Genomic DNA, 12,269 nt, shown 5'->3' with positions numbered 1-12,269 from the left:
CCAGCAACGAATCAACGTCCCACCCCAGGGGGAAGAACCATGAGCAAGCTCATCGCCACCATCCACCTGCTCGGCCTCGACGTCGTGGACGGCGTCCGACGCCGCCTCGCTCCTGACGAACGCGAACGCGGCTCGGTGAGCATCGAGCAGGTCGTCATCACCGCAGCACTGCTTCTCGCGGCGATCGCACTGGTCGCGATCATCAGCAACGCGATCGGTGACCGCGCCCAGGAGATCAGCTGACCGTGGCCAGAGGGCACCCCCGCCACGGGGCTCGCCACGCTCGACGCCGCCACCGGGCGGGTGAGCGGGGCTCCGTCGCGCTCGAGGTCGCCATCGTCATGCCCGTCGTGCTCACGCTGTTCTTCCTCGGGCTCCAGGCCGCGCTGCTGTACATGGGGCGGACGGCGGCATTGGCCGCCGCCCAGGAGGGCGCCCAGGTCGCCGCGGGGGAGTCCGGGACCATCGCCGGTGGGATCGCCGCGGCCCAAGGGCTCGCCGACGCCTCCACGATGGTCCTGGAATCGATGTCGGTCACCGGCGTAAAGACGGCCACGGAGGCGCACATGACCGTCTCCGTCCGGGTCGCTTCCCTGGTGCCGGGCTGGCAGCCGCAGGTCACGGCCTCGGTCGCGATGCCCGTGGAAGAGGTGACCGGATGAGGACGGCGCCGCGGCATCGGCGCACGCGACACCTCCGGCCGACCGGCGACGCCGAGCGGGGCTCGACGAGCCTTGAACTGGCCGTGCTCGCACCCGCGCTGCTCGTGCTGCTCGCGCTCATCGTCGTCGCGGGACGGGTCGCCGTCGCGCACCAGGCGGTCGAGGGCGCCGCTTCTCAGGCAGCGCGTGCTGCCTCCCTCGAACGCACCGCGACCTCTGCGGCCGACCGTGCGCACGCCGTCGCCGACGCGACCCTCGCCAACGCCGGCCTGCACTGCACCGGCACGTCTGTCGCGGTGGACACCAGCGGATTCGCCGTACCGGTCGGCACCCCGGCCAGTGTCACGGCAACCGTCACCTGCACCGTCGACCTCGATGGCCTGGCCACCCCCGTCGGCCCGACCACCATCACCAAGACCATGTCGAGCGCGATCGACACCTACCGGGAGCGGTGAACCGATGCTCCCTACCCGTCTGCTCACCGGCCCCGCACGGGTCCCTCGCGAGGATGCCGAGCGGGGGTCGATGTCCGCGTGGGCGGCCGTCACGACGTTCGCGATGCTGCTGTTCGTGGGGCTCGGAGTCGACTTCGGTGGCCAGCTCCAGGCGGTGCAGAACACCCGTGCTGTCGCCGCCGAGGCCGCCCGCATCGGTGGGCAGCAGCTCGACGCGCCGGCAGCGATGCGAGGGCAGGGCGCCGTCGCGTCCCCCGCGGCCGCGCAGGAAGCCGCCATGGCCTACATCGAGGGTGCGGGGCTGACCGGGTCGGTGCGGATCATCGACGGACGGATCCTCGTCGACACCAACGCCACGTACCGCACCAAGGTCCTGTCGCTGGTCGGGATCGGTAGCCTGCCAGCGAGCGGGCACGCCAGCGCTCGGATCGCTCGCGCCGTCGAAGGGGTCGAACAGTGAACGCGCTGCGTCGTCGCTTGCTCGGCCTGGCCGCACTGGCCGCGATCCTCGCGATCGTCGTCGGTCTGCCGATCGTTCTGCTCGCCGTCGGAGCCAACCCGTTCGCCGAGGGCGTCTCCTGGACCGATCTGAACCGGCCCGACGACGGCTCTCTCGCCTTGGCCGTCATCAAGATGATCGCGTGGATCGCCTGGGTGATCCTCACGGTGGCGCTGCTCGTCGAGGTCTTCGCTCAACTGCGCGGTATCCGTGCCCCACGCCTGCCGGGACTCGCGGTGCCGCAGGGCTGGGCGCAGGGCCTGGTCGGTGCTGCTGTCGCGCTGTTCGCTGCGGCGGGTCCGGTCGCCTCCTCGGCAACCGCGGTCCCCCTCGCCACGGTCGAGCCTGCCGTGGTCGGCGCCGACATCGATCGCTCTGCTGCGACAGGTTCGGCCCGTTCGCAGAGTGATGCGAAGGAACGGGCGGAGACGGCAACCGTCGCGTACAGGGTGCAACCGAACGACTCCCTGTGGGCGATCGCGGAGAAGCATCTCGGGGACGGTCACCGGTACACCGAGCTCGTCGACCTCAACGCCGACCTCCTCGGCGGCAAGGCCGACTTCCTTGAACCCGGCTGGGTCCTCACGCTCCCCGCAGCACCCGAGTCTCCCGCCGCGACATCACCGCGCACGGTGACTGTCCAGCCCGGTGACTCCCTGTCCTCGATCGCCGCCGCGGAGCTCGGCGACTCCCAGAGATACCGCGAGATCTTCGACGCGTCGACAAGCGTCGTCCAACCCGACGGCACCCGTCTGAACGACCCGGACCTCATCCATCCCGGCTGGACGCTCGTCATCCCCACCGAGACTAAGGATGGCGGCGAACCAGTCTCGGCGCAGGCACCGGAGAAGCCGCAGCCTGAGGCACCTGTCGCCGCGCAGCCCACCCCTGAGCCCGCGCTGCCGGTCGTCACGGGGGACGCGCAGGACCCCGAAGCCGTCGAAGCCGGCCAGGCCTCGGCGATCGACGACGTCGATGAGCCAGAATCGGACGACACCTGGAGGGTCGCGACGGGCTCAGGCATCGGGTCGATCCTGGCTGCCGCAGCGATCGCCGTCGTTGCCCGCCGACGAGGCACCCAGCAACGCCGCCGCAGGCCCGGCCAGTCCATCCCCATGCCCGAGGGCAGTGCTGCGGACCTGGAACAGGAACTGCGGATGGCGGCCGACGAGCTCGCCGTCCAAACCGTCGACGACGCGCTGCGAGGCCTGGCGCGTCAGTGCTCCGACGCCGGTGAACCGCTGCCGGGCGTGCGGGCCGTGCGACTCACCGTCGACAGGTTCGAGCTCTACCTCGAGGAGCCCGAACGCCTCCCGGCGCCCTGGCGGGACCTCGGCGACGGCGCGATCTGGGCGCTCGACGCAGGAACGGCACTCACGCCGATGGACTCCGATGGGGTGATCCCGGCCCCGTACCCGGCGCTCGTCACCATCGGTCACGACGACGACGCCGGCCACATCTTCTTGAACCTCGAACGCATCGGGTCGCTCGGCGTCACCGGCACCGAGGCGGACGCGCGGGCGATCATCGCTGCCCTGACCCTCGAACTGGCCACGTCGGTGTGGGCGGACGACCTCCAGGTCACCGTCGTGGGCTGGTTCTCCGACGTCGAGGGCGTTCTGCGCAGCGGCCGGATCCGGTGGGTCCCCACCATCGATCGACTGCTCGACCAGCTCGGCGAGCGTGCCGACGTCGACCGTCAGGCGATCGCCGACGCAGGCGTCCGTGACCTGAGTGCCGCCCGAGCCGCCGGCCTCGTGCCGGACGCCTGGACGCCCGAGATCGTCGTCGTCGCCGACTTCATGACCGAGACGCAGAAGTCGGCGCTCGCGACGCTGACCGCTCAGGGGCCGAGGGTCGCGATCGCGGCCATCACCAGCGGCGTGAGTGTCGGGCAGTGGACGGTCCGAACGTCACCCGGCACGACACGCGCGACCCTCGACCCCATCGACATGCCCCTCACGCCGCAGCGACTGGCGCTCGAGCAGTACGACGACCTTCTGGGACTCGTCGCCCTCGCCGACCCGAGCGACCTGCACGGCGATGGCGACCTGGAACCGTCCGTCGCGCAGGTCGAGGCCCTGGCTCACATGCCGGCGTCTGACCCCGACGGGGACGACGACGGCGCGCCCGACCGAGACGGCACGGCGCCGGCCACGCTGTCCGCTCCCCGGCTCGTCGTTCTCGGCCCCGTCGACCTCATCGGCGCCGCGGGGACCGTCGAAGACTCCCGCAAGGCGCGGCTGCTCGAACTGGCCGCCTACCTCGCCCTGCACCCGAACGCGACCGCCCCCGCGATCGACGACGCCCTGTGGCCCGACCGTCGCAGCGAGGACAACCTCAACACCCGCAACACCGCGACATCGAAGCTGCGCCGGTGGGTCGGGCAGGACGAGGCCGGTCTTGACTACCTCCCGCGCCACACAGGCGGCAGCGGGTACGGGTTCGCCGAGGACGTCACGAGCGATGTCGGTGACTGGGATGCGCTGATCGCCGGAGACCCGCTGAACGCCTCGACCGAGCATCTCGACGCCGCGCTCCAGCTCGTGCGCGGATTCCCGTTCGAGGGCACCCACCGCAGGCGCTACGCCTGGTCGGAGCCGATCCGTCAACGCCTCGTGTCGGAGATCGTCGACGCTTCGTACGCCCTCACGAAACACCGACTCATGGAGGGTCGATGGCGTGCCGCGGAGGCCGCTGTCGTCGTTGGGCTTCTGGTCGACCCCGCCCAGGAGGCCCTGTGGCGGCTCCGCATCCTCGCCGCTCATGAATCCCGCAACCCCGTCGCCGAGGCCGAGGCCATCGACCGGCTGCTGGCGATCACCGAAGCGCTCGACGCCGACCTCGAACCCGAGACCGAACAACTCCTCGCCGAGCTCAAGAGCCCCGGTGGGCCGAACAAGACCCAGCTACGGGCACTATGACGGGAGACCACGTGCATCCACACCCAGTCCGCAACGCACCCCCTCCACAGGTCGGCGGGGACGCTACTTTCGCACGCCCGGCCGGCCCTACGGTGGCCGCGAGGACGGCGGATCGGAAGGTGGATGCCATGAGGCCGAGACGACTGGCCCTGGCGGTGGGCGCCGTCGGGCTCACCGTGCTGTTCGCCGCCTGCACCGACCACGCCGGGCCGGAACTCCCGACGCCCACCGCGACGGCGCCGACGGCGTCACCTGAGGCGGCAAGCCCGACGCCGACCCTGAGCCCGGAGGAAGCCGCGAAGCAGGAGAACATCGCCGCAGCCGAAGAACGCTACGAGGAGTACCTCGTGGCGAGCGACGCGGTGCTCACGGACCCGAGCGAGGGCAACCCACTGGAAACCATCCGCCCGTACATCGGCTCCGAGGAGATGGTGACGTGGTGGACCTCCGTGCCCCAGCAGTTCGCCGACCAGCGTCTCCACCAGGAGGGAACGTCGATCCTCGTGTCGACAACGCTGACCGGGTACGAGGGGGACCCGCTCGGGGACGGCACTCAGGTGGTGACGATTGAGGCCTGCGTCGATTTCACGGACGTGACCGTCGTCGATGCCGACGGCAACCCTGCTGAGGCCAGCTACACCGCGACGACGCCGGTAATTCAGGACGTCGTCCTGCAACGCCAGCCCGATGATCGCTGGACCATCCAGGAAGCTTCGACACGACAGCCGTTCGCGGAGTGCTGAGCGATGCGGAGGGCCGTCCAGCTCCTGATCATCGCGGTCTGCGCGGCGACCCTGGTGCTGCTCGGCCAGGGCGGACCGGCCCCAGCCGCCGACCCCGTGACGTGCCCTCCAGGTCAGACGCCCATCGGTGGCACCTGCTACATCACGATCACCGATCCCGGGTCGGGTGGTGGCGCCGGAGGTTCTGACGGTGGATCTGACTCGGGTGATGGTGGAACCGAGAACGTGAGCAACGGGCCGGCGGTCTGCCGATATGGCGACCTCGACGTTCCGTGCCAGGCAGAGGGCTACGTCTGGAACGCCTCGCGCATGTGCTACTCCAAGGTCGCCGATCCGCAGCCGCCGACCGACGATCCGATCTGGGGAGGGCGCACCGAGGGAGTGATCATCGCGTGCACCCCGCCGCACTGCGTCGTCGCGGGCGTCGGAGACGACGACTGCTACAACGACCTCTACTGGGCCGCTGCTGCGCCCGGAGCCAGCGGACCGTCTCCACGTGAGCTCGCCGACCGGGCGGTCGACGCGATGAACCTGCGCGCGATCACCATCGGGATCGTTCCGGAACCCGTGACCGGCAGCGTGGGCCTGGTGGGTATGCCCACCTGGATGTGGGCGGCGGAACCCTCGGAGTCGTCGACCGGGCCGATTACGAGGTCCGCGTCGGCGGGCGGGACGACGGTGACAGCAACCGGGCGGCTCGACCGGATCATGTGGTCGATGGGCGACGGCTCAACGCCCATCGCGTGCGGCGCGGGAACGCCCTATGCGGACTCCTACGGGAGGGCGTCGTCGCCGGACTGCGGGCACCACTACACCGAGCAGGGTCGATACACCGTCACCGCGACGTCCTCCTGGACAGTCGAGTGGTCGGGTGGCGGTCAGAGCGGGTCGATCCCGCTGCAGTTCGTGGACTCCGCGCAGATCACGATGGGTGAGGCGCAGGTCCTCGTGCAGTAGGGACGCCTAACCGGCTTGCGATATCGAATGTGGGCCGAAGTTAGGACGGGAAGCAGCCTACGGATACTCCTTCGATCGTTGCGGTGAAGGACGTGGGGGTCAACTTCGAACCAAAGGAGTAGTTGCTAGATGTCTGAGCGGGTGTGCTCACGTCGGACTCCGCGAGGTAGACCCGAGCCTCTGTCATGCGCCCATCTTCGAGCGTGACACCGTACTGATCCTCAAGGAAGTTGTACGTGTACGGCATGCCTTGTTCTTCGGCGCGCTGATGGTCGTCGAAGCTGGACCTAATGAGGCAGGCGTAGTCTCCATCTTTAGGCGAAACGCCCGGCTGCCCCGAGGCCAGCCACCAAAGGAGTCCCGCACCAAGCACGCCAGCACCGATGATGAGCTTCACGGGATCCATGTACCAAGGAATGTGGATCTCGTTTGACGACACTCGGCAGGCTCCCCAGAAGTGGTGAAGTAGCGGATGGCCAGCGAAGTGGATGATACCTACTCAAATGCCCCGGCCAGGGACCAGGTTAGCGGTTGCCGAAGACTGCTCCGAACCATCAGAGCGGCCCTCGGGGGTGAAATCCGGAGTCCCAGGACGGGATTGAGGGCTCTTCGCCGTGCCCCGCATCAAGCAGCAGACCCGTCGCCTCGGCCGGGCCCTGCGCAATTGGCCTACCGCGTTCCTGGCCTACTTCGCCACCGGGCGCTCATCGAACGGCGACACCGAGGCCATGAACGGCATCATCGAGCTCCACCGCCGCATCGCCTGCAGATTCCGCAACCGCGACAGTTACGGCCTCCGCATGTTCCTCGCCGCCGAAGGCCTCACTTCGTGATCCCCACCTGATCGGCGAAGTGTCGTTGATCCACCACCGGCTCAAGCTATGCGGATCGATCTTCTGCGCGGATTGCAGAAGTGAGTTTCGCGGCTGCTCGAGAACAGCGCATCTTCACGGCACCTCGGCTCAGGCCACGGGTTTGGGCGACGGCGTCGAAGCCCCAGCCCGCTGTCGTCGCCGGGAGGTAGACGTCGGCGAGCATCTGCGCGTCCGCCGTCGTGATGACACCCTCGGAGACCGACCAGGTGAGGACCGTCAGCAGGTCTGCGTCAGGGTCGATTCCGTCGACGAGGCTGGGGGCATCGGCGTCCGACGGGGCGTGAGCCATCCGGCGGGTATCGAGGTCGGTCTCGGCGGGGACATCCGTGGAGAACCAGTCGGGATCGAACGGCGTCGGTACGGACTGACGAACGTAGTTCGTGACGCGTTTGATGGTCTCGAACAGGAGGTTCGATGCGACGCGCTGTCGGCGGCGGAGGAGGGGGTATGCCGCGGCGGCTTCCAGGAACTCCTCGACGACGAGTTGGCGCGCAGACTCGGCACGGTCCGGCTCGCCGGCGGGCAGCTTGGGAGCCGTGCGGGCAGCGAGTCCGGCAAGCCCGGGGAGCATCGCGTGGAGCAGGGTCTGGCTCGCGAGCGGGTCACTTGCCTGAACGAGTCGGAGCAGCGCGAGAAGGAGGGCGTCCTTGCGCGGATAGTCTCCGGCGTCGATCGCGTCCACGACATCAGCAGGTCGGGAGAGGCCATCGAACAGTGGCTCGGCGCGCACCCAACGCTGCAAGGAAGCGGTCGCGGTCGGGCGGGCCTGTGTCCACACCCAGTCCTGGCAGAGTTGTCGGTAGAGCATCGACGACGTCACGTCGGGAGCGACGTCGTGCTGTCTGAAGATCTTCTCGGTCTGGCGCATGGCGTCCACCTCCGCGGCGTTGAGCCGCGTCGGCGTCAGCGGCTCTCAGGCCATGGAACCGGTGGGGTCTTGCCCAAACTCTTGCCCGATGCGGATCTGTGGACGAACGACGTCATCCACAGGCGCCGAGAGACTTGCCCGTCGGCGTCAGCGGCGGGTCACGGCGCTTGCCCAGACCCACGTCGAGCCCTCGCGGCCATGAACGTCGATGTACCTGACTCGAACCTGGCGGTCGGTCCATGCGGTGGCATGTCCGTTGCACTCCTGGTCCCCGGATTGGCGCGCCTCGATCCACACCCGGACCGGGACTGGGTCGAGGGGCTCGACGACACGGCCGCCCCTTCGCTGCTCCTGGGGCGCCGAGTGAGCTGCGTCGCGAGTCGGAACCGACTCGATGCCACGCGGCGTCAAGTGCCGTCGACCTTCTCCGGTCACGCTTCCTCGTTCCATCGAACCTCTGTTCGATACTAGGTCGGTACGAGCGTCAGCGGCGTGTTGTCGCGTGCGGTGCCTGGCGACGCAGGATTGCGCAAGCCAGCCCAGCAGGGAGTGGGTGCGGGTCGACGTTCCGTCCTGATCCTCCTGTCGCCAGGTAGGTCTCAACGGCCTTCTCGGACCACATCCTCCAAGCCTGCGAGGCCTCCGTCGACTTCGAGTGCCCAGAACTCGAATCCGCTGATGTTCGTGACGCCGAGAAAGCGGGCTGCGTCGTCGAGAGAATCGAACTCGTGGGTACCGTCGATCAGAACGGTCCCGTCGTCGCTGACGACGGCGTCGACGACCCAGTCAGGGTCGACCGGGTCGAGGAGATCGCCGGCCTGGAGGAATCCTTCCTGGACCAGGGCGCTGAGGGAGAGATGGGCGGGTTCGTCTTCGACCGTGGTGATGTCGCTGAAGGGCCGGGTGTGCCCGCCGCCGATCTCGTTGAACCCGTCCCTGACGACCTTGCTGATCAAGCGTCGGCGCTCGGTGAGGAACTCGTCGTAGGGCATGGTTTCCCAGGACTCGGGGAGGGCGTGCCAGTAGTGCTGTCGGGTCATCCAGGCAGCGTCGCTGCCGCGCTCGTGGACCAGGCGCGGCCAGTACGCCGCGGGCGCGTCGTCGGAGATCGCGATGTTGGTGGCCCAGTCGGTCGGAGCGAAGTTCGCGATCTGGTTGACGCGCTTGGTGTCGCTGAAACCGAGGACACGTTCTTGGTAGGCGCGAGGGAACAGATGGTGACCCTCGGTGCCCTTGACAGCAGGAAGTGCCGGGTCCATCCACTCGCGGACCTTGGAGCGCAGCATAAACATGTCGGCGTCCAGGACGTTGAGCGCGGCGAGGTAGCACTGGTAAACGGGCGAGAGTGCCGTCGAGGACGTCACCAGCATCTGGGGTACCGAGAAGTCCCAGAAATCCTTGGTGAGAGTCACCCGCAGCGTCTCCTCGACGATCGCCTCGAATCCTGCGGCGTCCAGGTCTCCGTGTCCGCTGAACATGTCGAGGTCGCGCTGTAGCTGCGACTCCCCTGATCCGGTGTAGCGCCCGGTCATCTGGGACATGAAGACCCAGCGCGCGATGAGGACGCGAAGCCGCTCGAGCTTGACGCCGTACCGCGTGCGCCCCACCAGGAAGATGGTGTAGCTCGAGACCAGGTTGATGTTCGAGGTGATGCCCTTGTGCGACCGGAATCCCGCGATCTGGACGGATCGGACGAACTCGGTCCAGTTCACCCGGTCGACGATGACGGGCAGGGCCTTGCGAAGGAGATCGAGCTCGCGCTCCTGCTTCGTGGAGTCCACTTGGCCGGTGCTACGGTCCTTGGCCTGAAGGTTGGCGTAGGCGTCGACCAGCTTCGCCCGGTTCTGCCCGAAGGCGACCATCGCTCGCACCACGTGTCCGGTCTCGACCGCGAGGAAGGGGTTCTTCGGTGTCCAGCCGATACGGTGGCCAGCGATCTCCGAGGCGCGGTCGGGCGTTACACGCGAGTCCCTGGCGAAGGCCTCGATCTGGTCGCGTCCCTCGGGCCAGAAGACACTGAGCCAGGTCAGGATGTAGTCGTACGCCTTGAGGTTGACACCCTCGGAGTTGATCCTGACGAAGACGTCGGCGACCAGGCGCTTGGGGACGCTCTGCTGGATGTGGATGACCTGGAACAGGTAGTTCTTGAGCTCGCCGAGCCGACTCAGGATCTCGTCGAGACGGTCTTCTTCGTCGTCGTCAATATCGTGTCCGCTCTCACGAAGACGCTTGAAGTAGTGCTTCCGGGCCTTGGTGGGGCTGTCGAAGACCGTCGAGATGTCCTCGATCCATTGGGCGGACTTCGCGATCGCCGCGGAGCGCACCTCGAAGCGCTCGATCGATGGATTGAACGAAATCGTGATCGACTTCGGCTTGTACCCCTCGTCCTGGACGGACATCCCCTTCATCGCGGCGTAGAGGCTGGTGAGTCGCTGCTGGCCATCGACGATCTGGTGTGCGGGAGCGACACCCCGGTTCCCGGAGATCGTGCGGGAGGCTCCCTGGGCGGGCACGTCCCAGAACATGAGCTCACCGACGGGGTAGCCCTTGTACATGGAGTCGAAGAGGTCGCGGACCTTCGTGCCCGGCCAGACAAACGGCCGTTGAAGGTCGGGGAGACTGATGCTGCCCTGCTGGACTCCAGCAACCAGCTGGTCCACCTGCCACGGTGTCGTCTTGAAGATCGCTGCCATCGCACTGCTCCGTCGCATCGGGGTCCCTCAACTGCGGTAATTCTGACAGGCGATCGAAGCGAAGTGCGTCGTGTGACTCCGTTGTAATCTCCTCGGTATGAACCAGGTGACGTCCGCGCTGGGAGTCCAACCTTGCCCGTCCGGGGCAGGACTGGACTCCACGAGGAGCACTCCTTGGACATCTACTTCAGGCGCGACTTCCTGAACCTTCCCGGTCACCACGCCGGAGCTCACGTCGTCGGCATCGTGAGTATCGAGCGGTTCTTCGATCAGGAGCCCGAGCTTGTTGCGCATCTGACGATCGCCGACTGCTCGCGCACCGTCGTCCTCGACTTCGACGCCCACGATGATGCGTCGCTCGCGAACAGCCTTCACAAGGCGCGGCTGTTGCGTGAGGTCGTCGACGAGTTCGTCGTGCACCTTGAGCGTGCCGCGACGAGCCACGGAGTCGTCGCCAGCGACGGGTGAGGCGTGTGCAGTGAGCACGTGATCCGGGCACTCACATTCCGAGCTCGGCAACGACGGGGTCCGGCCCTGCCTCGGCGGCGCTACCGACCGTCGCGGGGAGGAGGGGTTCGATTCCGCTTTCGCGTGGTCCGATCGCGGACGCAGCGCCGGTCATCGCAGTGACGACGTCGGGGCTGGCGACAGGTCCTGTCGAGCGCGTTGACGCTGGCCCGACGTCGATCCCCTGAGCAGTGGCGGTGGCGTCCGCGGTCTCGGCTCCGATGGTCAGGGCATCGGCGAGGGCGTGGGCGCAGCGCAGCACCCGATCGGCCGTGTCCTTGATGAGTTGGGTGTCGTAGTCCGCCCAGCCGGCGACGTACCCGATGGAGTACTCGGCGGTGTCGAGGCCCAGCAGGCCAGCGGTTACGTAGGCCACGGACTCGGCTTCCGTCTCCTTGAGGCCGCGGTGGGCGATGTACTCGTCGATCCCTTCATCTGAGTGCAGGGAGGCGTGGGCGGCCTCGTGGAGTGCGACCTTGGCGGACATCGCCGGCGACAGTCCGTCGTCGACGATGACGCGGCGTGAGCCGTCCAAGCTGGTGAGGCCGTTCGTCCGCCCGGGGATGGGCTCGCGGGTGACGGTCCAGCCCTGGGAGGTCAGGTGGTCGACGACGGCCTCGTAGATCCCGGCCGGGTCTTCGCCATCGAGCCGCGTCGCGACAGCGGGCGCGGGAGTGTTCTCCGTGTCGATCGGATCGCACTGGGCGATGTCGAACACCGGGACGGCGAAGAACAGCTTGCGTCGCTGCTCGGCCTCCTCGCCGGTGACGGGGTCCTCGACGGTCTCGGTGACGTCTCGGCCGCCGAAGATGCGGATGGCCTTCTCGCCCTTGCGGACCTGGTAGCCGCGGTCCTGCCACGTGCGATAGCCGGCGACGGCGGTCGCGTCGGGGTTCTGAGCGAGGATCAGCAGGAGGTTGTTGATCGAGTACCCGATCACGTGGCGGGAGAAGTCGAGGAAGCGCGGCCAGTTGGTCGAGCTGCGTAGGTTCTCGACCTCAGTGGAGATGGCCGCGTGCAGGGCCTCGGCTTCGGCGCGACGTTGCTCGGGTGTCTTGGAGGTCCGGACCTTGCGGGCCACCGGTC

Annotated in this window: 12 protein-coding genes and 1 pseudogene; 9 read left to right on the top strand and 4 right to left on the bottom strand. The window is 67.9% G+C overall.

Annotated elements, in window-relative coordinates:
- The first annotated feature begins 39 nt into the window (after positions 1–39).
- From ATJ88_RS12360 to ATJ88_RS12330, 7 genes are all read left to right on the top strand, one after another.
- The gene (locus tag ATJ88_RS12360; RefSeq protein ID WP_098464082.1) at positions 40–243 is read left to right on the top strand and encodes a hypothetical protein; all 204 of its coding nucleotides are present in this window, start codon (positions 40–42) and stop codon (positions 241–243) included.
- A 2-nt stretch (positions 244–245) separates the two neighbouring features.
- Positions 246–662 carry a TadE/TadG family type IV pilus assembly protein gene (locus tag ATJ88_RS12355; protein ID WP_281255251.1) on the top strand — a complete coding sequence of 139 codons (417 nt, stop codon included), beginning with the start codon at positions 246–248 and terminating at the stop codon, positions 660–662.
- The gene (locus ATJ88_RS12350; protein ID WP_098464081.1) at positions 659–1,117 is read left to right on the top strand and encodes a TadE/TadG family type IV pilus assembly protein; all 459 of its coding nucleotides are present in this window, start codon (positions 659–661) and stop codon (positions 1,115–1,117) included. The genes ATJ88_RS12355 and ATJ88_RS12350 overlap by 4 nt, the downstream gene beginning before the upstream one ends.
- Positions 1,118–1,121: 4 nt before the next feature.
- Positions 1,122–1,577, top strand: a complete 456-nt coding sequence (locus ATJ88_RS12345) for a hypothetical protein (RefSeq protein ID WP_098464080.1) — start codon at positions 1,122–1,124, stop codon at positions 1,575–1,577.
- Positions 1,574–4,540, top strand: a complete 2,967-nt coding sequence (locus ATJ88_RS12340) for a LysM peptidoglycan-binding domain-containing protein (RefSeq protein ID WP_098464079.1) — start codon at positions 1,574–1,576, stop codon at positions 4,538–4,540. Before ATJ88_RS12345 ends, ATJ88_RS12340 begins: the two co-directional genes overlap by 4 nt.
- A 128-nt stretch (positions 4,541–4,668) precedes the next feature.
- A complete protein-coding gene (locus ATJ88_RS12335; RefSeq protein WP_141538674.1) occupies positions 4,669–5,283 on the top strand; it encodes a hypothetical protein in 615 nt (204 codons plus the stop codon).
- A gap of 3 nt (positions 5,284–5,286) precedes the next feature.
- The gene (locus ATJ88_RS12330; RefSeq protein ID WP_098464077.1) at positions 5,287–6,240 is read left to right on the top strand and encodes a hypothetical protein; all 954 of its coding nucleotides are present in this window, start codon (positions 5,287–5,289) and stop codon (positions 6,238–6,240) included.
- Between the two features lie 40 nt (positions 6,241–6,280).
- Here the strand turns inward: ATJ88_RS12330 and ATJ88_RS12325 are convergent, their stop codons facing one another.
- Positions 6,281–6,637 (bottom strand): hypothetical protein, encoded by a 357-nt coding sequence (locus tag ATJ88_RS12325; RefSeq protein WP_141538672.1) that lies wholly within the window; start codon positions 6,635–6,637, stop codon positions 6,281–6,283.
- A gap of 235 nt (positions 6,638–6,872) precedes the next feature.
- Between ATJ88_RS12325 and ATJ88_RS12320 the strand changes: the two are divergent.
- Positions 6,873–7,073, top strand: a pseudogene (locus tag ATJ88_RS12320) (transposase); the annotation flags it as partial.
- A gap of 46 nt (positions 7,074–7,119) precedes the next feature.
- Here the strand turns inward: ATJ88_RS12320 and ATJ88_RS12315 are convergent.
- Positions 7,120–7,983, bottom strand: a complete 864-nt coding sequence (locus ATJ88_RS12315; protein ID WP_098464075.1) for a hypothetical protein — start codon at positions 7,981–7,983, stop codon at positions 7,120–7,122.
- A 599-nt stretch (positions 7,984–8,582) separates the two neighbouring features.
- Positions 8,583–10,676 carry a GmrSD restriction endonuclease domain-containing protein gene (locus ATJ88_RS12310; protein ID WP_098464074.1) on the bottom strand — a complete coding sequence of 698 codons (2,094 nt, stop codon included), beginning with the start codon at positions 10,674–10,676 and terminating at the stop codon, positions 8,583–8,585.
- Positions 10,677–10,850: 174 nt separating this feature from the next.
- Between ATJ88_RS12310 and ATJ88_RS12305 the strand changes: the two genes are divergently transcribed.
- The gene (locus ATJ88_RS12305; RefSeq protein ID WP_098465322.1) at positions 10,851–11,144 is read left to right on the top strand and encodes a hypothetical protein; all 294 of its coding nucleotides are present in this window, start codon (positions 10,851–10,853) and stop codon (positions 11,142–11,144) included.
- 31 nt (positions 11,145–11,175) lie between these two features.
- On the opposite strand, the gene ATJ88_RS12300 is transcribed toward ATJ88_RS12305, so the two are convergent.
- Positions 11,176–12,264 (bottom strand): ArdC family protein, encoded by a 1,089-nt coding sequence (locus ATJ88_RS12300; RefSeq protein WP_211287512.1) that lies wholly within the window; start codon positions 12,262–12,264, stop codon positions 11,176–11,178.
- Between the last annotated feature and the right edge of the window lie 5 nt (positions 12,265–12,269).

The organism is Isoptericola jiangsuensis (assembly GCF_002563715.1).
Lineage (GTDB): Bacteria > Actinomycetota > Actinomycetes > Actinomycetales > Cellulomonadaceae > Isoptericola > Isoptericola jiangsuensis.
The sequence above is the reverse complement of the archived record's forward strand: the minus strand, read 5'-3'. Positions and strand labels throughout refer to the sequence as shown.

Bases quoted from the DNA above. Each gene is read 5' to 3' on its own strand.
- ATJ88_RS12360 (WP_098464082.1), top strand. From the start codon at position 40: ATGAGCAAGCTCATCGCCACCATCCACCTGCTCGGCCTCGACGTCGTG.
- ATJ88_RS12350 (WP_098464081.1), top strand. From the start codon at position 659: ATGAGGACGGCGCCGCGGCATCGGCGCACGCGACACCTCCGGCCGACC.
- ATJ88_RS12345 (WP_098464080.1), top strand. From the start codon at position 1,122: ATGCTCCCTACCCGTCTGCTCACCGGCCCCGCACGGGTCCCTCGCGAG.
- ATJ88_RS12335 (WP_141538674.1), top strand. From the start codon at position 4,669: ATGAGGCCGAGACGACTGGCCCTGGCGGTGGGCGCCGTCGGGCTCACC.
- ATJ88_RS12330 (WP_098464077.1), top strand. From the start codon at position 5,287: ATGCGGAGGGCCGTCCAGCTCCTGATCATCGCGGTCTGCGCGGCGACC.
- ATJ88_RS12315 (WP_098464075.1), bottom strand. From the start codon at position 7,983: ATGCGCCAGACCGAGAAGATCTTCAGACAGCACGACGTCGCTCCCGAC.
- ATJ88_RS12310 (WP_098464074.1), bottom strand. From the start codon at position 10,676: ATGGCAGCGATCTTCAAGACGACACCGTGGCAGGTGGACCAGCTGGTT.